We start from the raw sequence: 24,459 nt of genomic DNA, 5'->3' as shown, positions 1-24,459 counted from the left end.
TTATGTCCTTTTTCTTACCCATGTTTATCTCCACCTCATCCCTATATTGTTTCACCCACTTGTACAAGGAATAGGGGGAGATTCCATGTTTGCGAGCAGTTAAAGCCACATTCCCCCTGTCCAGTGCCTCCTCGACGACCTGTATTCTTAACTCGTCGAACTTGCTATGCTGAACTCTCATACGGACTACCTCCAGCTAATATTTATTGTATATTGTTTAGTCTGAAAGTGTCCAAAGTGATTAGGGGGCTTTATAGGAAATGTTGTAGGAATTACAACATTTCAGGTTAGGCTCAGCGGCGACGGGCGGGGTGCAGCAAACGGGATCGATGCTGGATAGACCGGCTGCAAACCAACGCATGCAAGTCGCTCAGCCCCCAGTCACTCTGCCCCAGCCGCGTAACCCCCCAGTCACTCCGTCCCCAGTCACCTCGCCTCCAGTTGCGTCATCCCTAGCCCGTAACACACACTCGCATCGCCCCAGTCACTCCGCCCTCAGAAGCGCGGCTCCATTCGTATCGCCCCAGTCGCGTTACCCCTAGAAGAGCCTCGCCCAGAAGCGCCATCTCCAGTCTCGTCACACTCAGCCATAGCCCTCGTCCTCAGGACGTGTATTGTTTACGGAACGCGCGGGGTGAGCAGCCGTTCTTAAGCGCAAAACGGTTCGAGAAATACGGGGTGCTGTTGAAGCCAACGTAAGCGGCGATGTCGGCGATGGGCCATTCCGTCTTTAGCAGCAGCAGCTTGGCTTGTTCCAACCGATAATGTAGCAAATAATCGTTGGGGGTCATGCCGTAAACCTACTTCATGCAGCGGGTGATGTAGTTGTAGTGGTAATGTAACGCGCTGGACATTTGCCCGCTGTTCAGCTCCGAGCGGTAATTGCTTTTGATGTAAGCTTCGGCCTTTTCTGCAACGACAACCACCGGGGAGGCGTGTGACTCCAGCTGTCTTAGGTCCATCGCATGGAGAAGCTCCTCGAACCGCTGTTGCCTTATCCAAAACGCTCGGGACTGACGTTCTCCCAGACTGTCCAGCAATTGCCGGAACAAGCGGAACGTTTGGTCGGGAGAGGGAAGGTCCCATGCCTTCGGCAGCTGTAGGGAATATGGTGAGGCAAGGAAGCGGGCATAGTGCTCGTCCGCGTCGGGATAACGGTGGTCCGCTTCTTCCGCCGGGAGTTGCTGCCACGCACAGACCGTATAGAAATGCAGCCAATAAAATGAGGTGGGTTCCTCGCATGGTCTCACCGCGTAATGATGCCGATCGGGCAGCAGCAGCAGGGACTGACCTGCCCCCAGGCTCCAGGCCTGCCCGGCTTCGCCGATGAATAGCGTTCCTGACTCCACCACGATCCAATCGAAAATGCCGATATTCCGCCGATTGGGATGCTCGTCTCCCGGCTGATATACAGAATGTCCGCACTCGAGAAAATAGGGCAGGGGCGGAGCCGTAAGCTGCACCAGCTCCGTTGGTTTTGACATGATCATCGCCTCCATTTCGAGTGTGAAATATTATAACTTTGAGGTTGCTGCTATTCATATTTTGATCTAAATATATGAGATAAAATGAGATTTGTCAGTATGATTTTTCAAAAAAGAGGAGGACGCTTTGCGATGAATATGGCCGGGCAAATGCCGCGTTCCGAGCGGATCGCGCTAAATCAGGTAAAAATCCGCGACGAGTTTTGGAGTTACTATATCAAATTGGTTAAGGAGGTTGTCGTTCCTTATCAATGGGAGGCGCTAAACGACCGGGTGGAAGGTGCGGAACCCAGCGGTGCGGTACGCAACTTTCAAATCGCCGCGGGTCAGTCCCAAGGCGAATTCTATGGGCTGGTGTTTCAGGACAGTGATTTGGCCAAATGGCTAGAAGCGGCGGCTTATCTTTTGGAAGCGGATGCAAACCCGGAGCTGGCGGCCATTGCCGACGGGTTGATCGATACGATCGCGATGGCCCAGCAGGAAGACGGGTATTTGAACACGTATTTTATCCTGAAGGAGCCGGACAAGCGCTGGACGAACCTGACGGAATGCCATGAGCTCTATTGTGCGGGACATTTGATCGAAGCGGGAGTTGCCTATTATCGGGCCACGGGAAAAAGAAAGCTGCTCGACGTGGTCGCGAAATTCGCGGATTACATCGACAGTGTGTTTGGCCTAGAACCCGGCAAGCTGGCCGGCTACGACGGCCATCAGGAAATCGAGCTGGCGCTCGTGAAGCTGTACGAGGCGACCGGTGAGGAACGGTACTTGCGCTTAAGTCGATATTTTCTCGATCAGCGAGGGCAGCAGCCTTTCTTTTTCGAGGAGGAGTTGAAGCAGCGGGACGGGAAAACGCATTGGGCTGGGAGCGCCAAACACGTCGATCTCGCTTACCATCAGGCGCATCAGCCGGTACAAGAACAAGAGACGGCAATAGGGCATGCCGTTCGACTGCTCTACATGTTGACCGGGATGGCCGACGTAGCGGCGCTGACTGGAGATGAGACCCTGTTGGCGGCTTGCCGTAAGCTGTGGGACAATATCGTCGGCAAACAGATGTACATTACCGGCGGGGTAGGCTCGATGCCGCAAGGCGAAGCGTTCTCGTTTGATTACGACCTGCCGAACGACACGGTATATGCGGAGACCTGTGCGTCGATCGGACTGATCTTCTTCGCCCAGCGAATGCTGCGGATCTCGCCGGAATCAAGATACGCCGACGTGATGGAGCGGGCCTTGTACAATACGGTCGTCGGCGGAATGGCCCGGGACGGCAAGCATTTCTTCTACGTGAATCCGCTGGAGGTGGATCCGAAGGCTTGCGGTGGCGCCAATCATAAGGTAGACCATGTCAAACCGGTGCGCCAGGAGTGGTTCGGTTGCGCCTGCTGCCCGCCGAACATCGCCCGGCTGTTGGCTTCATTAGGCGAATACATGTATACGGTCCAAGGGGACACGGTGTACGCCCATCTTTATATCGGCGGGGAAGCCGAATTGCAGACCAGCGGCGGCAAGGTGAAGCTGACGCAAACGACGGACTACCCTTGGGACGGAACGGTGCGTTTCGAAGTGGAGCCGGAAGGGGAAGGCCGCTTTACGCTCGCGCTGCGGCTGCCGGATTGGTGCCCGAAAGCGAGCCTTAAAGTGAATGGGGAAATCGTGCCGCTGGAGGAAGGTTTGTTCCAGGACGGCTATCTCCGGCTACAGCGGCAGTGGAGTAAGGGGGACATCGTGGAACTTACGCTGGCGATGCCGGCGACGCGCATGTACAGTCACCCGCTCGTGCGGGCAAACGCCGGGAAAGTCGCTCTGCAACGCGGCCCGCTTGTATATTGCTTGGAACAGGCCGACAATGGCGCGAACCTGCATGAACTGGCACTTCCGCGGGAGGCGGAGCTTCGGATCGAACGCGAGGCCGGACTGCTCGGCGGCGTCGTCACCGTACAGGCTGAGGCGGTTCGCCGCGCCGCGCCGGACTGGAACGGCGGGTTGTACAGCGCGTCTGCGCAACTGTCGGAACAGAAGGCAGCGCTCAAATTCATCCCGTATTACGCCTGGGCCAACCGCGGCGAAGGGGAAATGACGGTGTGGGTGCGTGAGCGTTAAATAGGAAATGCTGCGGTTCTTCGCATGTGGTTCAGACCATTTAATTATTGAACATTCCACAGACGGGTCCGCACGTAAACGGCCAATGCGACCAGATTCCATACCGAGCAGGCCACAAAAATGACACTTGCCCCCCACCAGGCAATCACCCAGCCGGAAGCGTAGACGGCGATCGGCATACCGATGCGGAAGCAGGTCCCGGTAATTCCGGTGATCCGGCCCATGAGATGGGCTGGCGTCTGCTCTTGACGGAACGCGTACACCGAAACGCTGTATAGGGTTGCGGCAAATCCACATACGAATAAGGCGGCTGCAAACGACACAAGTCCATGTATGATAAATAGTAGAAAATAAGCGACAGCGTTCAGCAGGATCGAAGCGCCGAACACTTTGCCAAGCCCCCAGGCCTGTCTAAGCTTGTTCAAAAGCAGGCTTCCAGCCAGGCCTCCAGCTCCCGAAGCGGAGAGTACGACGGCCAGCAGGGACGAGGACAACCGCAGGTTGTCCTTGGCGAAGTAAATTGCCGTGGTGTTGATCACGGTATAGGTGCAGTTCAGAAAAACAACGAATACCGTCATCATCATGAGTGGCTTATTGGCGCTAAAAGCATGCCACCCCTCCAGAAACTCCGCGGCGAACTTAGTTTGCCGCGGAGTTTCTTTTTCCCCAGTCAATTTCAGTCTTGTGAACAATCCCATGCAGATCAGGTAACATGCCGACGTGATGAGCAGTCCGTCAGAGACGTCGGATAACATCAAGATCAAGCCGGACAAGGCCGGTCCCATAATGCCGACGAAAGTCTCTGCAAAGCTCAGCTTGGCATTGGCGGCCGTGAGCTCTTGGTTCGGGACGCTCAGCTTAATGAGGCTGACTTCAGCGTTGAAATACCCGTAACTCAGCGTCATCAGGAAGAAGCCGATCGCATAATAGACCGGCAGCAAATGGATCCCGCTCCGAAACAAGAGGGCGAAGCTCAGGAGCAGGAAGGCCTGGAGTCCGATCATCCAGAGGACCCATCGTTTTTTGTTGACGCGGTCCACGAAGACCCCGATGAATATGGCAAAGAAGAAATTTGGCAGCAGTTCTGCGGTCTTCATGCTGGACATGGCCACAGAGGAATGGGTGATATCGTAAATCATCAGCGGAAGAATGATTTCGTACAGTTTCCCCCCGAAGGTGAGCAGCACGACACTGGTTAAAATGATCGCGAAGGAGCGGCGGTGGTGTTGATTCAGAGCAGAGCTTGTGCTCGCAGACTTAGTGGTGGTCAAAGTGAGATCGTTTTCCATGTTCGGTGGCCTCCAGGTTCTTGACAAAGGGAATGGATCAACATGTTTACACCCAAGGTTATTGTAACGCGCTAACAGGTGCGGAAAAACGGTAGAAATTTGGCGAAACCATTTCATCTTTTCTCGAGTCTTTGGACGGCTATTTCCTACTCGAAAGCGTTGTGACAAGAGCCTAATTGCCCGCATATGATACCGGAGATGATTAACTTTTGGCAAAGGAGAGGGCGGCTCTTGAAAAGACAAAAACCAGCGAAACCTAGTAGACCGAGGAAATCGCTCTATTTCGTAGATAACCCGGAAATCAACGAATTAACGCTGTTGGAGGAACGAAAGGTTTCGTCGCAATCTGGGGATGAAGGGGTTCGACTTCATGAAACTGCAGCGCTCACACTGCCAGAACAAGGCGAAGAGACCACGGTGCCGGCTGCCATTGAGGCAGAGCCGGAGCACGAGAGTATGGACGGGACGCGGGCATTGCAGGATTTGTTGAGCGAAAAAACCGCACCCAATCAGGAGCAAGGCATTATTTATACCGACGATATCATTGATGAAGCCGTGACCCGGGAGAAAATCGCCCCGTTCGCGATCGACGCTTCGCGGATCATGCGGGGGACGATTGACACGGCTTGGATCGCCGACTACGCCGTGGAGAACATCAAGCTGGCAGACCGGGCGGTGACCTCGTCCAAAATCGCTCCGTCGTCGGTGAACGGCAGCCACTTGGTGGACAGCTCGATCGAAGGACGGACGATCCGGGACCACTCCATTAGCGGGGAGAAGCTGGTGGACGGCAGCATTACACCGGAGAAGCTGGCCGATCGGGTCATCACTGGGGAGAAGCTGGCGGAGGGAGCGGTGGAAAGCCGTCATTTGTCGGAGTGGATCGTGACGGCCGAGTTGCTGCAGGACCAAGCGGTGACGGGGGATAAAATCCGCAGCGGAGCCGTGAATGCACAGCATTTGGCCAACGGGGCGGTCGACACCTCGAAGCTCGGGGACGCCTCCGTGACAACGTCTAAGCTACGCGATAGCTCCGTGACGGGGGACAAATTGGCAGAAGGCACGGTAGAAAGCCGTCATTTAGCGGATCAGGTCATTATCTCGCGCCACTTGGCTCCGGGCTTGATCGGCCGGGAGCTGTTGGCCTGGTCCAGCGTTGGTGCAGAACAACTGCAAATGGGGAGTGTCACGTCGGCTCATTTGAGCGGAGCCGTGGTCGAATCTCGCCATCTTGCGTCAGGGGCGATAGGCAGCGAACATATCCAGCCGGGTAGTATCGGGCAGGAGCATATCGCTGACAGGGAGATTAAAGCACGGCATCTGGCAGACAAAGCGATTCCTTCCACAAAGCTGGCCGACCAGTCTGTGGGTACTTCGCATATCGTGGAACAGGCGGTGACCTCGTCTAAAATTGCCGATCAAAGCGTGCTGCCGGGGAAAATCGCCGACGAGGCCGTTCTGACCCGACATCTGGCTAAAGGCGCTGTTCAATCGACGCAGCTTGCCCGGGGCTCGGTTACGAGCCAGCACCTGACCGAAGGGGCGGTGCAAAGTGGACACCTGGTGCAGGAGGCGGTACAGGAATGGCATTTGGCCGATGCCGCGGTGACACGGGAGAAGCTGGCGTTCGCCGAGGTGACTGCCGATCATCTGGCGGAAGAGGCCGTTTCGGCGGATCATCTGCAGGCGGGGAGCGTCACAGCCGACAAACTGGCTAAAGGCAGTGTGACGTCTCGGGCGATCGCGCCTGGCGCGGTGACGGAAGCGGCTATTGGATCTCAGCAAATTACAGCCGAACATTTGGGATTAGGTATCGTGCAGACCCGGCATTTGGCGACGGGTTCCATTAACCGCAGCCAAATCGGAGCGGGGGCGGTGCGGGAGGAGCACCTGGGTGTTGGCGTCGTCTTCTCGCCGCATCTTCAGGACCATGCAGTCACCAGCTTGAAGCTGTCGCCGGAAAGTGTTACGACAGATAAGCTCGGAGATCTGGCGGTGACAGCCGCTAAGCTGGCGGTAAGCAGTGTGACCGGGTCGAAGCTGGCGGCGCAGGCCGTGGACGCCGGGCACTTGGCTCCGGGTGCCGTTGGGCCCGAAGCATTGGCTACCGGCGCCGTCACAGCGAACCATCTGGCCGATGGGGCGGTGCAAAGCACGCATTTGGCCGAAGGCAGTGTGACGGGACGACATCTCGGCCAGGCCGAGATCGAATCTCGACATATCGCGGATGAGGCGATTGATGTCGATCATTTATCCGCTGCTCTGCGGCAAAACGGGGTATTGCCTGAGGAGGGCATCACCGGGGAGGATCTGCAATCCGCCTCCATCACAAGCCGACATCTTCAGGCGGGTGCGGTCGGTGCTGAGGCACTGGGCGAGCAGGTGGTTGGCAGCACGCATCTGCAAGCCGGCGCGGTGCAAAGCGGACATTTGGCGAATGGGACGATCCAGAGCCAGCATTTGGTGAAAGATGCGGTACAGAGCGTGCATTTGGCTAAAGGCGGCGTGACGGAACACCACCTTGGTGAAGCCGTCATCCATTCTCGACATATCGTGCCTGAGGCGATCGATGCCGGGCATCTGTCTGCTGAACTGCGGCAAAGCGGACTGCTGCCCACCGCCGGCATCACCGGGGAGGACCTGCAGCTGGCATCGATCACGCGCCAGCACTTACAGGCCGGCGCGGTTGATGCTGAAGCGCTGGGTGAGCAGGTGATCGACAGCACCCATCTTCGAGCCGATGCGGTGCAGAGCGGCCATCTGGCAAATGGGGCGATTCAAAGCCGACATTTGGCCGAAGATGCGGTGCAGAGCGAGCATTTAGCCAAAGGCAGCGTGACTGATCGCCACCTTGGAGTCGCGGTAATCGGCTCTTACCATATCGCCGCTGAAACGATCAGCGCGGCTCATATGACGCCCGCGCTGCGGCAAAGCGGGCTGCTGCCTGCCGCTGGTGTCGACGGAGAGGCTCTGCAAGCGGCATCGATCACGAGCCGGCATTTACAGGCCGGTGCGGTTGGCCCTGAAGCGTTGGGTGAGCAAACGGTGGGCAGCGTTCATTTACAGGCTGGTTCCGTGCAAAGCGACCATCTGGCGGATGCCTCCGTACGCAGCCAGCACTTGGCCGAAGGTGCGGTGCACGGCGGGCATCTTGCCGAAGGCAGTATTGAATCGCCACACCTTGGAGAGGCGGTAGTGGATGCCCGTCATCTTGCTCCTGAAGCCGTAAATGTCCGGCACCTGTCGCCAGAGCTGCAACAAAGCGGTCTTCTGCCCGTAGCCGGCATCAGCGGAGAAGCCCTACAGCCGGCATCCATTACCAACCGGCATTTGCAAGTTGGAGCAGTTAACGCCATAGCGCTGGGTGAGCAGGCAGTCAGCAGCGGCCATTTGCAGAGCGGCTCCGTGTATAATCGCCACCTGGCGGATGCTTCCGTGCAGAGCCGGAACTTGACCGAAGGCGCGGTAGAAGGCGAGCATTTGGCTGAAGGCAGCATTGGGTCCCGGCACCTCGGGGAGGCCGTGGTCAATGCGAACCATCTTGCGCCCGAAACTGTGAATGCGGGTCACTTGTCCGCCGATCTGCAGCAAAACGGTCTGTTGCCCGCTGATGGCATCAGCGGCGAGGATCTGCAGGCAGCGTCCATTACAGGCCGGCATCTGCAAGCCGGCTCGGTGAATGCCATCGCGTTGGGCGAGGAAGTCGTTGGTAGTGGTCATCTGAAGGCCGGTTCCGTGCAAAACCGCCATCTGGCGGATGCGTCCGTGCATGGCCGGAACCTAGGCGAGGGGGCGGTGCAAAGCGGGCATTTGGCCGAAGGGAGCGTTGAGTCCCAGCACCTTGGGGAGGCCATCGTCGACACACAGCATCTTGCCCCCGAATCCGTAAATGTTTGGCATTTATCCGCCGAATTGCAGCATCACGGTCTGTTGCCCGCGGAAGGCATCAGCGGAGAGGACCTGCAGTCGGTATCGATCACAAGCCGGCATTTGCAAGCCGGAGCGGTTACTGAAATGGCTCTGGGTGATCAAACGGTGGGAAGTAACCATCTGCAGAAAGGTTCCGTGCAAAGCAGTCATTTGGCGGATGCGTCCGTGCAGGGTTGGCACCTGGCCAGCGACGTGGTGGAAGGCGGACATTTGGCCGAGGGCAGTATCGAGTCCCGACACATAGGGAAGGCCGTGGTTGAAGCCCAACATCTGGCCCCCGAATCCGTGAATGTCTTGCACCTGTCTGCCGAACTGCAGCAGCGCGGTCTGTTGCCCGCAGAAGGCATCAGCGGGGAGGATTTACAGCCGACGTCCATTACAAGCCGGCATTTGCAAGCCGGAGCGGTGAACGCCGTGGCCTTGGGTGAACAAGCGGTTGGCAGCGGTCATTTGCAAGCGGGTTCCGTGCAAAGTGCACACTTGGCAAATGGAACCGTCCAAGGCCGCCACTTGGCTAATGGCGCGGTGAAAAGCGGTCAGCTAGCCGAGGGCAGCGTGTCAGCCCGCCATCTCGGCGAAGCCGTTGTAGGCCCTCGCGAGCTGCAGGCGGATTCCGTGCAAAGCGAGCATCTGGCGAACGGGGCCGTTCAAAGCTGGCACTTGGGCGAAGAAGTTGTGCAAGGGGCAAATTTGGCAGCCGAAAGCGTGGAATCCCGACATCTTAGCGATGCGTCGGTGAATGCCCACCATATCTCCCTCGAAGCCGTCAATATCTGGCATTTGTCTGCTGAGATTCAGCAGCAGGGGCTGTTGCCCGAGGATGGCCTCGGAGCCGAAGACATCCAGCCGTCAGCTATCGGTCGGCTGCATCTGCAGCCGGGTGCGGTGGACGGCGGAGCGCTGGCCGAGGATGCAGTTGGGACGGAGCATCTGCAGGAGGGCGCAGTCGGGAACGTTCACCTGGCGCCGAATGCGGTCGGTAGCAGCCAACTGGCCAACGAAGCTGTCGGAACCCGCCACCTGCAACCGGGGTCCGTCGGGATGGAGCAGTTAAGCTTTGCTCCGATACAAACGATGTCGGGCCAGCCGGCGGAGCTGCAATTCGGTATGGTTGCGTTTCTGCTGAAACATCATGAGGTGGAGACGACGGTAACGATTAGCTTCGATTCGCCGTTCACGTCGTCGAACTATGTGGTTGTTGCCATGACCAACCATGCTGCGTATTCCGCTTCACTGAAAGAGCAGTCGGCCGAATCGGCCGTGATCACGATCTCCAAGCTGAAGGAGAGCAACGTCAATTACGGATTTGTGACATGGATCGCAATCGGTAATACGCTGTAGGACGTTTGTGAATACAACAGCCGCCGGATCACTCCGGCGGTTGTTTTTCTTTGGCAACGCCTTGGAGAACGTGACATATCTTTCAGGCTGTGTGATTTTGCGTACAGCTTTTTTGCGACAAATTACCTAGTATTTAATGGAAACCACCCGTATCTATTTTTTTCCACTGTTATGTGAATTGATTCACGTTCGTGGGGGGCGTGGTTTCCGGTTAGACATCGTGCAAGAGGGAGGGGCGCGATTGCTTGGAAAGGGTTTCATCGTTTCTGAGCAAAGTCGAATAACAAAGAGAAACACCATTTGAAGAGCAGGTTATGTAATTTACATAGCTTGGTGAATTTCACAAGGGAGAGGATCGCATTTGAAAAAGCTGATTAGCCTTACAGTAAGCGCGACGTTGGTATTATCATCCTTGTCGCTTACCGTCGGTATGTCGGGGAACAAACTGACCGGCATTGACGTAGTGTCCGCTGCATCGGAATCAGAAACGCCAGCTAAGGAATCGACACCTAGCAAGACAACTACGCCAAGCAAGTCGACAACACCAAGCAAGACAACAACGAAGACACCTAGCAAGACAACGACAACGCCGGCAAAGACACCTACGAAAACGACAACGCCTGCGAAGACGACAACCAAACCGGCAACTCCGGTTAAAACGACTACACCTGACGTCAAAAAGGTTGAGAATCCATACGCTGACGGTGTGTACGTCACTTACGGTAACGCTTATTCCAAAGGAACCGAAGGGGCAAAGGTAACGATCAAGGATGGCAAAGTTGCCGCGATCGAACTGCTTAGAACAAGCCCTAAACTGATTGACAGAGATGTGCGCAACAACTACAGCGGCCTCTGGAATGCTTATGAAACGATGAAAACCAATCTGCTCGGCAAAACGCAGGAACAAGCCGCTAAGGTGGACATCGTGTCCGGGGCAACTCGTTCCAGCAATGGTTGGAAGATGTCCGTCGACCGTGCTTTCCAAAGAGCCTTGAAAGCGAAGGCAAAGGGTGTAACCTATTTTGCTGGTGAGCATATGGGTGTAGATCCGGAAGGCAAATACATGGTCTTCGTTACTTTTGATGCTACGAAGCGTACGGCTGTCAAGGTTTACCCGCTGGATGCCAGCGGCAATGCAATCGAAGAAGCGAACCTGACCGAAGCGCAAGCAGCGTCGGTAAAAGCCATTACTGCCGAACTTCTGGCAAAAGGTACAGGCGCTGTTAGTCCTAAAGGACAAGAAGCCGAATACAAAGCCGCAGTGAACGCTTATTGGGATGCGGAACAAAACGCGAAAGTAAGCAACGATTCGAAATACATCGACGGCTTCTACTCTGCTTACGGCGCAGCCCGTGATAAAGGCGTAGAGAGAGCCGATGTCTACATTCGCAACGGCAAGCTGGTTGATGTGAAGCTGTTTAGACTGGGCTCCAACCTGATCGACCGGGGCGAAACGGCTTATGCCGAAGTGGTAAAAGCGAACGCGCCGATGACGGCTAAACTGCTCGCTAAAGGCTCGTACATCGCGAACTACAGCGACGACGTTGACGCGATTGCCGGCGCAACCGAAAGCAGCCACAGCTGGAACCTGGCCGTGGAAAGAGCTTTCGAAAAAGCGTTGAAGGTACCGGGCAAAGCGAAGTATTTTGAAGGCACCTTCGCTGGTGTCGACAACCTGTCCAAAGTACTGGTTCTGGCTGACATCAAGGCAGACAAAGTTTCGAACGTAAATGTACTCTTATTTGGCGCCGATGGTAAACTGATCGCCGCCGACAAGCTGACGGAAGAGCAACAAGCTCTTGTCGCTCAATTGAATGAAGGTTTGACTCAAAAAGGTGCAAACATGACGCCGATCGTAGGTCAAGAAGACTTGTCCCTAGCTGCCAGAGCCGCGTTCGCCGACTTGCTGAACAACGCTTCGAAAACACAAGGCAACTACAAGGACGGCACTTACACTGCGTTTGGCGACGCTTATGACAAAGGGACGAACCGTGCGGATGTCACGTTGCGTAACGGTGTCGTTGTTGGATTGAAACTGTATCGTGTTGGTGTGAACATGGTTGACCGCGGTGCTTCCGCTTATGCGGAGGTAGTTAGAGCGATCCCGATTCTGACCCGCGATCTGCTGTTTGCAGGAACGAGAGAGCAAGCAGCTAAAGTGGACGTCGTGACCGGGGCAACCAGCAGCAGTACCGCTTTGAAGACAGCTGTGGAAAATGCCTATAAGAAGGCAGAAATCAACGAGTCGTACAAAACGGCTTACATTAACGGCATTTTCGCCGGTATCAATAAGGACAAATCCGTTTACGTCATGGTGACGGTCCAAAACAACATTCCGTTCAAAATGGAAGTATTCTATCTAGATGCGAACGGCAAAATCAAGACCGCAGAACAATTATCCGCTGACGAGAAAACCGTCAAAACGGAAATTGAAACGCCAACCACAGAAGGTTCGTTGCATAAATACGGGTATCGCCCGGCAGCCTTTGGTGAAACAGACGGCGTGAAGGCGGTATCGGCCCAAGTGGTCGACGCTGTGAAGAATGCGCTTGAGAACGCCGGCAGATAACCGTTTTCGTCGGAATCTGCGAGTCTAAAGACTTAGTGCATAAAGCCCCCTTGGATTAGATCTAAGGGGGCTTTTGCTGTACCTGAGGGACAACCATAAAAATTCTGGGTTACAACTTATGTCATGGCATGGCTTGAGCTCTAGAAGGACGTTGTCTTCGTGATATCACGGGGACGGCGTCCTTTTTTGGATATCGGGATAAGTTGGCGAAGGGAAAAGGCGCTGAGCTTTTGGCAGTCCCATAGTATAATAGATTTATCATGGATTTGGAGGAATTACGGGTGACGCAAATTAATCAATTAAGAAATCAGGATGAATTCGTTGGCTTTTATTTGCTTAAGGAGCTGGAGGTAAAGCAGACCAACGCCAACCCGCCAAAGGATTATTTGGATATTGTGTTGTGTGACGCGACGGGCGAAATGCCGGCTAAATTCTGGGATGCTTCGTCAACCGATAAGGAAACGTTCTTCCCGATGGGGCTAGTCAAGGTGCGGGGAATCGTGCAAACCTACCGGGAGAAGCTGCAGGTCAAGGTGATGCAGATCCGGCCGGCCAATCCGGAAGATGGGGTGAGGTTGACGGATTTCATCCGTACCGCACCGATTTCATCCGAGGCGCTGATTCATACGATTCAAGGCGTCATCAACGCAATTGCCGATGAGGAGATCCAGGCGATCGTCCGGTATTGCGTCGGGAAGGTGGAGGAGAAGCTGTCCCATTACCCTGCAGCCAAAACGCATCATCATGCTTATTTTGGCGGATTAGCTTACCACATGGTGCGCATGCTGGAAATCGGCGATTTTCTGTGCGGGCAGCGATCATTCCTGAACCCGAACCTGCTGAAGGCAGGCATCATTTTGCACGATATCGCCAAGCCTGAAGAAATGGTGGCCGAGTTGGGCATTGTGTCCGAGTACAGCACGCCGGGCAAGCTGCTGGGGCATATCTCCATGTCCTCGCAATGGATCACCGAAGCGGCGATTCGCCTCGATATTGCATTGGATTCGCCGAAGGTGCTCGGGCTGCAGCATTTGGTGTTGTCTCACCATAATTTGGGAGAATGGGGCAGCCCGGTGCAGCCGCAGACGCCGGAGGCTGTCGCCCTGCACCATATCGACGCGCTGGACGCCAAACTACAAATGGTGGAGGACGCGCTGGCTACAACGCCGGAATCCGAAGCATGGACACCGCTGATTCGGGGGCTTGAGAACAAGGGGATCTACCGCTTGAAGTGGTGAGTGCGAGTGACAGTTATTCCACGTCAAAATCAAAATAGGTGGACGGGTAAGGCTCGTTCTTCAGGGTATAGTGCCACCATTCCTTTGCATACGGCTTAAAGCCCTGCTTGACCATCGCCGTCTTGAGAATGTAGCGGCCCGTCCGCTGCGCCTTGGTCAGCCCCTGTGCTCCATGCGCGGAAATCGGGCCAAGGAAATCGACCCGGCTTCCCATGTCGACTTCCCCGCCGGTCTTCTTGTAGACCAACGTAAGATCCACCGTGCTGCCCCGGGAATGGCCGGATTTGGAGGATAAGTAACCTTGCTTGAATAGATTCTTCTTATCCACCTCGGGGTAGAAACGTTCTTTCATCTCTGCATCGAGGGGATCCTTGGACCAGCGGGCGAAATGATTAACCGCTTTCTGCGGACTGTAGGCGTCAATGATTTTCAGGCGATAGCCTTGGGCTTCTAAATTGTCGTTGACCTTCTTCAACGCGCGGGCCGCGCGTAAGGTCAAGATCGCGAACGGTCCGCTGTACCCGTCGATTCGCTCCCCGACGAAGTTGTCACCGGTATAATAGCGAAGATCATATAGGGCATTCGGGATCACCTCGTCAAGGTATACGAAGCCCTTCCCCTTGGGTAGATGATATTTCTTGCTGACATCGGCAGCCTGGGTGGGGGAGGCAGGGGACGCGGTTAATTTGGAGGCAGCGGTGGAATAACCGGTGCCGGCTGCATTCACGCAGACTATGAATATCAGGGCGGCCAAGGTGAATAAGCCAATTTTACGTCCTGCCCGGGATAGGTTGTTACCGGACTTCGCAGGCGGGTAGTGCGCGTGATTATTTTTAAGGAAAGGGTACATGATCATGCTCCTTACACGGATAGAATAATTCAGATGAGGCAGCGATTGAATTCTATGATTATAGCATATCCCAGACCTTCAAAGGAGGAGATTACGATGCGGATTGGAGCAATTGAAGCAGGCGGGACGAAGTTTGTGTGCGGCGTCGGAAATGAGCATGGCGTCATCGAAGATAGCGTCAGTTTCCCGACAGAGCTTCCAGAACCAACTCTGGAGCGGGTGATTGGCTATTTTCGCGATAAAAAGGTAGAGGCGATCGGCGTAGGCTCGTTTGGCCCGCTTGACCTCAACCGGAACAGCGCCACTTATGGTTATGTGACGACGACGCCAAAGCCGGGCTGGAATGGATATGATGTTCTTGGTAAGTTAAAATCGCAATTTGATGTTCCCTATGGATGGGATACGGACGTGAATGCCGCCGCCTTGGGCGAGGCGAAGTGGGGCGCGGCACAAGGCCTGGATAGCTGCGTGTATTATACGGTGGGGACCGGCATTGGCGTTGGGGTGCTGGCGGAAGGCAAGCTTGTCCATGGGCTGGTCCACCCGGAAGGCGGACATGTTCTGCCGCGGCGGCATCCGGAGGACGATTTCCCCGGCCTTTGTCCATATCATGGCGACTGTCTGGAGGGCATGGCTGCGGGTCCAAGCCTCGAAGCGCGCTGGAGGGTGAAAGGTCATGAGCTAGCGCCGAATCATCCGGCCTGGAAAATCGAAGCCTACTATTTAGCGCAGGCGGTGACCGGCGCGATTCTGATGCTCTCGCCGCAGAAGGTGATCATGGGCGGCGGCGTCATGCAGCAGCCGCAGTTGTTCCCGTTGATTCGCGAGGAGGTTCGGCGGAACCTGGCCGGGTATGTGAACGCTTCGGCGATTTTAAGTGGTATGGACGGATACATTGTCCCGCCGGGCTTGGGAAACCGTGCAGGGCTTTGCGGCGCATTAGCCTTGGGGTTGGAAGCGATGACTATCCGTGGCTGATGTTTCGGGGGCATCGTGAACCGTTTCAAACATGGTTCGACAATCAAGATATATCATGATATATTATAATATATATCATGTCCTTTTGTGAGGGAACGTGGGAGGAACGTCATGAGTGAAAGTACCTCGTCTAAACCGATGTACGAGAAAATCTTTGATGATATGAAACGGCAAATCCTGGATCAAAGTTATAAGCCGGGCGACCGGATCCCATCGGAGAAAGAGCTGGCCGAGGAATATCAGGTTAGCCGGATTACGAGCAAGCGAGCGCTGGAGCTGCTGGCGGCCGAACATATCATCGTTCGAAAGCCGGGACGAGGTTCGTTTGTCACGGATCCGGAAGCCGATGGAGTAGGAGCGGCGGAACAAAGTCACGGCCGGATGGACGGCGCCTACGGCGGGAATGGAGCGGACAGGGAAGCGGCCGGGAAGTTAATCGGCGTCGTGTTGACGGATTTCGCCGGGAGCTACGGGACGCGGCTGATCTACGGGATGGAGGATGCCGCACGGGAGCAGGATTGTTTTCTCGTCCCGAAGCGGACATTTGGGATTCAGGAGAACGAGGAAGCGACTATTCGGAAGCTGCTGCAGCTTGGGGTGGACGGATTGATCGTATTCCCGGCGCAAGGGGAATATTTCAATGCGGAAATCCTCAAGATGGTGATCGAACGCTTCCCGCTGGTGCTGATCGACCGGGAACTGAAAGGCGTGGCGGCGGCCTCGATAAGCACCGACAATGTGAAAGCGGCGCAGGAGGCGACGGAGTACTTGTTTGATCTCGGGCACGCACACATTTCGTTGCTGTCCCCGCCGCCGGTAGATACGTCGGCCGTTGAGGAACGGATCGAAGGGTTTGTGCAGGCGCATGCCGGCCGAGGCATCGCTGCGGAACGGGAGTTGTGGATCAGCGACCTGACCTCCACCCTGCCAAACTCGTTTTACGATGAGAATATCGAACGAGATATTGATAAGATCATGCGCCATTTGCAGGCGCATCCTTCAATCACGGCGTTCTTCGCCATCGAATACAACATCGCGCTGTTGGCTAAAGCTGCTGTAACGCGGCTGGGGCTTCGCATTCCCGAAGACGTATCGATCATTTGCTTTGACAGCCCGCAGTTCCGCATTGGCGAGGGCTACGCTTTTACCCATATGCGCCAAAGCGAAGAGGACATGGGCAAGCTGGCCGTGGAGAATGTTTTGGCCTTGCTTGAGAACCGGCCGGTAGCGAACAAGGTTAAGCTGCCCGCCGCACTCGTTCCGGGAGAATCCACCGGACCCGCGAGGGAGCGGCGCGAGTAGCCATAGGCTCGCTCGCCAGCCTGCGGCGAAGGCATGCGCTGGTGCACAGTGAGTCGCCACTCCGTGGGAATGGCCAACTGCGGCCACTCGATGCTGGAGTTGCCGCTCGCGGCGCAGCAAGCCAACTTCTGCCCCGTGGCGGAGCAACCGTGGCTGTGCGCGATGGGAGTGCTGTCTCCGTAGTGCGATGGCAGTTGCTCGCCTGCGTACTAAGGTAACTGCCACCCTCATGCCGAACCCAACTGCAAAAGTGCAGTTGAGTTTCGGCATTTTTGCGTTTGTGGGCTCTTGGGATGTAAAAGTGCATCTGATTGAGGACAATTTGGCTGAAAAGGGCGATTCGAGCAAATTTGAACTGCACATTTACATTTGAAGTCTCTTTCGAGAGCATTTTACGGCAAATCAAATGCACTTTTACATTTGAGTACGCTAGCCAGCGCATTTTGCTGTATACCAACTGCACTTTTGCATTTGGCAGACGAATCAGGGTGAAATCCTATCGTGAATTCCGAACAAGGACCTCCGTACAGGAGGTCCTTGTTTTGTCACGCTTGAAGGGAGAAGGGGACGTTTGATATATATTTTACATACCAGGAACATCGATATTTTTCCCCATTGACATAATGATATGATGCTAATATACTATGTTTATTGAAAACGCTTTAATTGCTATGTCATCTAAACGAAAAGGGGAGGTTTATGAAATGAAAAAGTGGATGCTTGTAATGCTGGTGACGGTCCTATTCGGCGCGATGCTGGCTGGTTGCGGAGGAAGCGGCAGTGGTGACAGCAGTGGCAATGGTGGCAGTTCTGGAGACAGCGGAAGCGGCAATGCCAAGAAAGTGAAGCTGACGTTCTGGGGCGACTGGGGCGGCGAAGGGCAAAAGCAATTCGAGACGATGGTCGATGCTTTTAACAAATCGCAGGACAAAATCGAAGTTAAATACGTACTTCAACAGGATATGGTGACGAAGTTCCTGACCGCCGCAACGAGCGGTGGTTCGCCGGACATTTTGTTCTGGGACCGTTGGAGAACGTCGCTGTACGCTCCGAAAAACGTGCTTCGCCCGATCGATGATTATATGGAGCGCGATGGCGTGAACAAAGGCGACTTTTTTGATGAGTCCTTAAAGGAATTAACCAACAGCGACAAGCTATATGGCCTGCCGTTGACGGTGGATGCCCGCGCGTTGTTCTACAACAAGAAGATGTTTGCGGATGCGGGCCTAGAGGCGCCTACAACGTGGGATGAATTGGAGCAGGCCGCCAAGACGTTGACGAAGTGGAACGGCAGTAAGCTTGAAACCTCTGGCTTCTCCATGGCTGACCCGGGTCTGTTCAACATGTATCTGCAACAGGCCGGCGGACAGATGCTCGGCGATGACGGCAAAACCAACTTCAACAATGAACAGGGCAAGCAAGTACTGGAGTTTTGGCAGCGTTTGCTGAACGAGGACAAAGTATATAAGGTTGGCTTCGAAAAAGGTCTTGGCGAAGGCACCGATGCATTTGTAACGGGCAAAGTTGCCATGTTGTACACCGGTCCTTGGATGATGAGCACCTACAATAAATACGGCAAGGATCTGGATTACGGCATCGTTCCGCCTCCGGCAGGTCCAAACGGCGACAAGGGCAGCGTCATGGGCGGTTTCGGACTCGTGATTCCGCAAGGCTCCAAGCATCCGGATGAAGCTTGGGAGTTCATCAAGTGGTGGACGGCCAATAAGGACAACGCTTTGCTGTGGGCGAAAACGAGCTTGAACTTGCCGGGCTTCAAGCCGGCGCTCGAGGATCCGTTCTTTACTGAGGACCCGTTGTGGAAGCCGTTTACGGAAACGCTGGAGTTCGCCAAGACACGTCCAACGCATCCGGGCTATTCGGTCATGGAGGAGAACGCGTTGATTCCGAATCTGGAGCTGCTGTTGCAGAACAAGCAATCCATCGACGATACGTTGAAGAAAGCTCAGGAGCAAGGCGACAAACTGCTTGCGGAAAATGCGGTCGTGAAATAAAACCGGCCTCTGAAAGGGGAGCGAAGAATGGCATCCGTCAATAAGCTCGAACGGCATCAGGCCCGAATGGCCTATCTGTTCATTACACCAACCATGCTGTTGTTTGCCGTATTCATGGTCATCCCCGTCGTGATGGCCCTTTATCTCAGCTTTACCAATTATGACGTGCTGAGCAGCAACGATTGGGTTGGGCTGGATAACTACCGCCGCCTGATCGGCGACACGCTGCTCTGGCAGACCTTTTTGAACGTGTTCTATTACGCAGTTGTTTTCGTTCCGCTGAATTTATTGATTTCCTTACTGCTAGCAATGCTTCTCAACAAAAAGAAAGGCGGAGTCAAGCTGTTTCGCACGTTTTACTACCTGCCGACCTTGACCTCCGCCGTCGCTGCGGCCACCGTGTGGATCTGGATGCTGCATCCCGAATACGGGCTGATCAACGGGTTGCTCTCGTATATCGGCATCACCGGTCCGGCTTGGGTATCGCAAACGGAAACGGCCATGGTGTCGATCATCGTCATGACGTTGTGGCAGTCGGTTGGCTCCAATATGATCATTTATTTGGCCGGACTCCAAGGCGTGCCCGATTACTTGTACGAATCGGCCCGGCTTGACGGGGCGTCGCGGTTCGCGTGCTTCCGTTATATCACTTGGCCGCAGCTTCGCCCAACGACGTTCCTTGTCAGCGTTTTGGCGATCATCGGCGCTCTGCAGCTGTTTGATCAGGCGTTCGTGCTGACGCAGGGCGGTCCAGCCAATGTCACCAAAACCCCGGTGTACCTGATCTACCAACAGGGCTTTAATCAGTTGCAAATGGGGTATGCCTCGGCGCAGGCGTTTGTGCTGGCGATGGCGATTCTCGTATTTTCGCTGATCAGCATGAAAATCACCAAAGCGGAGGAGCCGATTGTATGACAAATCAAGAGACGACGAGAACCGGCGTCGGCACCCGTCACGTCCAATTGGGCGCACCGATGCAGAAAAGATTGGCGAACGTGTTGTTTTATACGGTCAGCGCCATCATCGCTGTGATTATGTTTTTGCCCTTTTACTGGAGCGTGCTTACTTCATTTAAGCCGGATGAAGAGATGTTCTCGCTGCCGATCAAGTGGTTCACGACGAACCTTACGTTCGAGCATTACTATAATGCGTTTACGACTGTGCCGTTTGGTCTTTATTTCTGGAACTCGTTTCTGCTGGCCGCGGTCGGCGTGTTGTTCAACCTGTTCTTCGGCTCGCTAAGCGGTTATGCGTTCGCCAAGCTGAACTTCCGGATGAACCAGCCATTCTTCCGCATCCTGCTCGTTTCCATGATGGTGCCGGGGATCGTTACGATGATCCCTAGCGTGTACGTGCTGCGCCATATTCCGCTAGTCGGTGGAAACGACCTGTTCGGCAGCGGCGGTAACGGGCTGATGAACTCGTTTTGGGGGATTATTTTGCCGGGGGCTTCCGGTACGTTTGCCGTGTTCTTCATGCGCCAGTTCTTTCTGACACTGCCGAAAGACATGATGGAAATGGCACGGATCGAAGGCTGCGGCGAGTTCAAAATCTTCTGGCGCATTTACCTGCCGTTGACCAAGCCGGCCCTGGCCACGCTGGGGATTTTCACCTTCCAAGCGGGCTGGAACGGCTTCCTTTGGCCGATGATCGTACTGAACGATCCGGCGAAGGCGACGATTCAAATGGGGCTGCAGGCTTTTTCGTACAACTATCAGACGGATTACGGCCCGATGATGGCGGGGGCGCTGGTAGCGATCCTGCCGATTCTGGTGCTGTTCCTGCTGCTGCAGCGGTATTTTATCCAAGGTATCGCATTTAGCGGAATCAAGGGATAGGACAGATGGGAGAGATCACATGAAGACCACCATGAAAGAAACCGAAGTGCGTCGGCAACGGGCTGACCTGGCCCAGACTGCGCTAGATGAAAGGTTCTGGAACGAAGAGATCCAAATGTATAATATCCAAACGCCATGCGAAAACGGGACGTGCAACGACATTTTTCATTACTGGTGGATGGCGCATGCGGTCGACACGCTGGTCGACGGACTGAAGCGCACGGGAGACCGGCGGTATGCCAAGCGGCTGGAAGAGCTGTACGACGGCCTTCTTCGGCGCAACGGCGGCGCCTGGCCCAATGAGCTGTACGACGATATGGAATGGATGGCACTCGCCTGGCTGCGCGCCTATCAAGTTACCGGAGAACCGCGCTACAAGGAGACTACCCTCCTGCTGTGGCAGGATATCCAAACCGGATGGAACGAGCAGATGGGCGGCGGGATTGCTTGGCAGAAATCGCAATTGGACTACAAAAATACCCCAGCCAACGCCCCCGCCGTCATCCTGGCGGCCAGGTTGTACCAAGCGTTTGAAAACCCGGACGATTGGGCTTGGGCGCAGCGAATTTACGATTGGCAGGCAGCGAACCTGGTTGATCCGGCTACCGGCCTGGTGTGGGACGGCATGAACCGGACGGGAGACGGCGCGATCGACAAGGATTGGAAGTTCACCTACTGCCAAGGCGTCTTTATCGGAGCTTCCGTGGAGATGTACCGGGTAAGCGGGGAGGCGGCTTTCCTGGAGGCGGCGCTCCGCACGTTCCGCGTCGTCCTCCAGGAGTTCACCTCCAGCGAAACCGGGCTGCTGCCGGAGGAAGGAGACGGCGACGCCGGGCTGTTCAAAGGCATCTTGATCCGCTATTTGGCGGAGCTGGCCCATGCGGCCCCGGACCATCCCGAAGTTACCGAGTATGTTGGCCTTCAGGCGGAACGCGCCTGGAGCCGGCAGACCGCATCGGGGCAACCGCGGTTTGGCACAGATTGGAGCCGAGCTCCTAAGGAGGGCGAAGTCGTGTCGCTCAGCTCGCAACTGAGCGGCGTCATGCTGATGGAGGCGGCCTCGGGGGTAACTCCGGATGCCGCGACCGAAGGGGAGACGCGATGATGGACCGCCGCGAACTGGGCTGGGCTCATCTGGCAGAACACGTGCACCGCGACCTGTTCGCCTGCTATAGGAACGAGGAGACCGGCATCCTGGACCAGTGGTATCCGCGTACGGCGGGCCTTGCAGGCGAAAACTTCTATTACTGGTGGCAAGCCCACGTCCTCGACGTGCTGGTGGACGCCTATGAACGGACCGCCGACCCCGCGCTGCCGGACCGGATGCGGCAGTTCTGCATCAGTCTGGAACGCTATAACGGCGGGGCGTTGACGCACAATTATTATGATGACATGGAATGGACGGCGCTGGCGCTGCTGCGGGCTTACCGGGCGACCGGCGAGACGTGGTACGAGGAGAAGGTCCAGGAGCTGTGGGCGGATATCCAAACGGCTTGGAATGCGCATTGCGGCGGCGGGATGGCGTGGAAGAAGGATCAGCTCGATTACAAAAACACCCCGGCCAACGCGCCCGCAGCGATCCTGGCTGCCCGGCTCTACGGTTTGTTCGGCCGACCTGACGACCTCGCTTGGGCCAAACGGATTTACGAGTGGAATAAAACACATCTGGTCGACCCCGCTACCGGCTTTGTGTGGGACGGCATGAACCGCACTGGGGACGGAACGATCGACAAAGACTGGCGTTTTACTTATTGCCAGGGCGTCTTTATCGGTGCGGGTGTTGAATTGTACGTTTGCACCGGTGAATCGGTGTACCTGGAGGATGCCAGACGGACCGCTGCCGCCTGCTTCAAGGAGCTGGGTGAGCCCGGCACCGGTCTGCTTCCCGAGGAGGGGATCGACGATACCGGCTTATTTAAGGGGATCCTGATTCGCTACCTCGTCCGTCTCCTGGAGATCGACCCGGCTTGCCCGCGTGTCCGGGAGGTCCTTCTCATGAATGCGGAGAAGCTTTGTTCCGAGGGGCTGCTTGAGAACCCCCTCTTATGCGGCCCTTCCTGGAAGGAGCCACCTACCCTGCCGGTCCAGCTCAGCGTCCAGCTGAGCGGCTTGATGCTGCTGGAAGCGGCGGCAAAGCTGAAGTTATCGGAGTGAAGAAACCACGCGGAAAAAGTCCCATCAAACCACTGCTAGATTAAACGGAGGAGAGAGATCATGACTGAGCAACTAACCCAAACCGACATCATCGCGTTGGTGGAAACGAAGATGAAGCATCGCCCGAAGATCGTGGAGATGTTTAAACGGTGTTACGAAAATACGCTGGAAACGACCATCCATCGTCATGAGGACGGAACGGTGTTTATGCTGACCGGCGATATTCCGGCCATGTGGCTGCGCGACTCCGTCAACCAGCTCCGGCCGTATCTGATCCCGGCGGCGAAGGATGCCGGCTTGCGCGAGATTATCGAAGGGGTACTGATGACGCAATGCCAATCGATCTTGCGAGATCCGTACGCCAACGCGTTTAACGAATTCGAGAATTTTCGCGGCCATCAGTCGGATTTGACCGAGATGTCCGGTTGGATTTGGGAGCGCAAATACGAGGTAGATTCGTTATGTTATCCCCTTCAGTTAGCCTACCTTTACTGGAAAAATACCGGGGAGACCCGTCACTTCACGCCGGAATTCAAGCAAGCGGCCGAGCTGATCCTGCAAACCTGGCGGACCGAGCAGCGCCACGAGGAACTTTCGAAATATACGTTCGTACGGGAAAACAGCGGGGAAACGGATAGGCTCCCGGGACCGGTAACGTATACGGGCATGACCTGGTCGGGTTTCCGCCCAAGCGATGATGCCTGCAAATACGGCTATCTCGTTCCATCGAACCTGTTTGCGATCGTCGTGCTGGGTTATTTGCTGGAGATCAATGAACGGTTTTACGGGGACGACGATTTCGCCGATGAGGTACGCGCGCTGCGCGATGACATTCGGCAGGGGATTGAACAGTACGCGGTCATCGATGACGAGGAGTTTGGAAAGGTGTATGCGTACGAGGTGGATGGGCTCGGTGGGGTCAATCTGATGGATGACGCCAATGTGCCTAGTCTTTTATCGTTGCCTTATCTCGATTACTGCAGCAAGGACGATCCGATTTATCTGAACACCCGCCGGATGATCCTTAGCCGACGCAATCCTTATTACTATGAAGGAACTTATGCCAAAGGGATCGGCAGCCCGCACACGCCCCCGAACTATATCTGGCACATCGCCTTGTCCATCCAGGGAATCACTGCACTCGATGAATCGGAAAAGCTGGACATTCTGGGCATGTTCGAACGAACTGATGCCGGAACGAATTTGGTGCATGAAGGTTTCCACAAGGATAATCCTTCGGAATACTCGCGGGAATGGTTCTCTTGGTCCAACGCGATGTTTGTTGAATTCGTGCTCAGCTTATGCGGTCTGGAAATTGCCATGCGCTAGCTTTCAGTACGGAATGAATCCGCAAATGGAGGTTTTGCC

General features: G+C 55.4%; 17 protein-coding genes. 12 read left to right on the top strand and 5 right to left on the bottom strand.

Annotated elements, in window-relative coordinates; all coding sequences use genetic code 11:
- The 3 genes from KJS42_RS10020 to KJS42_RS10015 all read right to left on the bottom strand — a co-directional run.
- Positions 1 to 181 (bottom strand): helix-turn-helix domain-containing protein (locus tag KJS42_RS10020; protein WP_213622074.1); only part of this gene is annotated, 181 nt, incomplete at its 3' end.
- A 421-nt stretch (positions 182 to 602) separates the two neighbouring features.
- Complete coding sequence (locus KJS42_RS23125) at positions 603 to 791, bottom strand: helix-turn-helix transcriptional regulator (protein WP_244868437.1); 189 nt, start codon at positions 789 to 791, stop codon at positions 603 to 605.
- A gap of 9 nt (positions 792 to 800) precedes the next feature.
- On the bottom strand, positions 801 to 1,484 hold the full coding sequence (locus tag KJS42_RS10015; RefSeq protein ID WP_244868436.1) for a cupin domain-containing protein: 684 nt from the start codon (positions 1,482 to 1,484) through the stop codon (positions 801 to 803).
- Positions 1,485 to 1,616: 132 nt separating this feature from the next.
- Between KJS42_RS10015 and KJS42_RS10010 the strand changes: the two genes are divergently transcribed.
- Positions 1,617 to 3,590 (top strand): glycoside hydrolase family 127 protein, encoded by a 1,974-nt coding sequence (locus tag KJS42_RS10010; protein ID WP_244868435.1) that lies wholly within the window; start codon positions 1,617 to 1,619, stop codon positions 3,588 to 3,590.
- A gap of 44 nt (positions 3,591 to 3,634) precedes the next feature.
- Here KJS42_RS10010 and KJS42_RS10005 read toward each other — a convergent pair whose 3' ends face one another.
- Positions 3,635 to 4,879, bottom strand: coding sequence for an MFS transporter (locus KJS42_RS10005; protein ID WP_213622751.1), 1,245 nt, complete (start codon positions 4,877 to 4,879; stop codon positions 3,635 to 3,637).
- A gap of 231 nt (positions 4,880 to 5,110) precedes the next feature.
- On the opposite strand from KJS42_RS10005, the gene KJS42_RS10000 reads away from it, so the two are divergent.
- The 3 genes from KJS42_RS10000 to KJS42_RS09990 all read left to right on the top strand — a co-directional run bounded on the left by KJS42_RS10000 (position 5,111) and on the right by KJS42_RS09990 (position 13,957).
- Complete coding sequence (locus KJS42_RS10000) at positions 5,111 to 10,150, top strand: WIAG-tail domain (protein ID WP_213622750.1); 5,040 nt, start codon at positions 5,111 to 5,113, stop codon at positions 10,148 to 10,150.
- Positions 10,151 to 10,511: 361 nt separating this feature from the next.
- Entirely contained in the window at positions 10,512 to 12,719 is a 2,208-nt protein-coding gene (locus KJS42_RS09995) for an FMN-binding protein (protein WP_213622749.1), read from the top strand.
- A 281-nt stretch (positions 12,720 to 13,000) separates the two neighbouring features.
- Positions 13,001 to 13,957 carry a 3'-5' exoribonuclease YhaM family protein gene (locus KJS42_RS09990; RefSeq protein WP_213622747.1) on the top strand — a complete coding sequence of 319 codons (957 nt, stop codon included), beginning with the start codon at positions 13,001 to 13,003 and terminating at the stop codon, positions 13,955 to 13,957.
- Positions 13,958 to 13,970: 13 nt separating this feature from the next.
- Here KJS42_RS09990 and KJS42_RS09985 read toward each other — a convergent pair whose 3' ends face one another.
- Positions 13,971 to 14,807, bottom strand: a complete 837-nt coding sequence (locus KJS42_RS09985) for a M15 family metallopeptidase (RefSeq protein WP_213622746.1) — start codon at positions 14,805 to 14,807, stop codon at positions 13,971 to 13,973.
- A gap of 96 nt (positions 14,808 to 14,903) precedes the next feature.
- Here KJS42_RS09985 and KJS42_RS09980 point away from each other — a divergent pair, with 96 nt between their 5' ends.
- The 8 genes from KJS42_RS09980 to KJS42_RS09945 all read left to right on the top strand — a co-directional run bounded on the left by KJS42_RS09980 (position 14,904) and on the right by KJS42_RS09945 (position 24,420).
- Entirely contained in the window at positions 14,904 to 15,785 is an 882-nt protein-coding gene (locus KJS42_RS09980; protein ID WP_193416533.1) for an ROK family protein, read from the top strand.
- A gap of 111 nt (positions 15,786 to 15,896) precedes the next feature.
- A complete protein-coding gene (locus KJS42_RS09975) occupies positions 15,897 to 17,087 on the top strand; it encodes a GntR family transcriptional regulator (RefSeq protein WP_193416532.1) in 1,191 nt (396 codons plus the stop codon).
- 704 nt (positions 17,088 to 17,791) lie between these two features.
- Positions 17,792 to 19,099: an ABC transporter substrate-binding protein gene (locus KJS42_RS09970; RefSeq protein ID WP_213622745.1), complete on the top strand. Its 1,308-nt coding sequence runs from the start codon at positions 17,792 to 17,794 to the stop codon at positions 19,097 to 19,099.
- 27 nt (positions 19,100 to 19,126) lie between these two features.
- Positions 19,127 to 20,014, top strand: coding sequence for a carbohydrate ABC transporter permease (locus KJS42_RS09965; RefSeq protein WP_155605774.1), 888 nt, complete (start codon positions 19,127 to 19,129; stop codon positions 20,012 to 20,014).
- A gap of 59 nt (positions 20,015 to 20,073) precedes the next feature.
- Positions 20,074 to 20,937, top strand: coding sequence for a carbohydrate ABC transporter permease (locus tag KJS42_RS09960; RefSeq protein WP_155605847.1), 864 nt, complete (start codon positions 20,074 to 20,076; stop codon positions 20,935 to 20,937).
- Positions 20,938 to 20,956: 19 nt separating this feature from the next.
- Positions 20,957 to 22,042, top strand: a complete 1,086-nt coding sequence (locus KJS42_RS09955) for a glycoside hydrolase family 76 protein (protein ID WP_244868434.1) — start codon at positions 20,957 to 20,959, stop codon at positions 22,040 to 22,042.
- Complete coding sequence (locus KJS42_RS09950) at positions 22,039 to 23,091, top strand: glycoside hydrolase family 76 protein (RefSeq protein WP_213622744.1); 1,053 nt, start codon at positions 22,039 to 22,041, stop codon at positions 23,089 to 23,091. Before KJS42_RS09955 ends, KJS42_RS09950 begins: the two co-directional genes overlap by 4 nt.
- A gap of 60 nt (positions 23,092 to 23,151) precedes the next feature.
- Positions 23,152 to 24,420 (top strand): glycoside hydrolase family 125 protein, encoded by a 1,269-nt coding sequence (locus KJS42_RS09945; protein ID WP_193416529.1) that lies wholly within the window; start codon positions 23,152 to 23,154, stop codon positions 24,418 to 24,420.
- Positions 24,421 to 24,459: the final 39 nt, after the last annotated feature.

Origin of the sequence: Paenibacillus sp. J53TS2 (assembly GCF_018403305.1) — a bacterium.
Taxonomy (GTDB): Bacteria; Bacillota; Bacilli; order Paenibacillales; family Paenibacillaceae; genus Fontibacillus; species Fontibacillus rhizolycopersici.
This window is presented reverse-complemented; position numbering and strand designations above follow the sequence as displayed.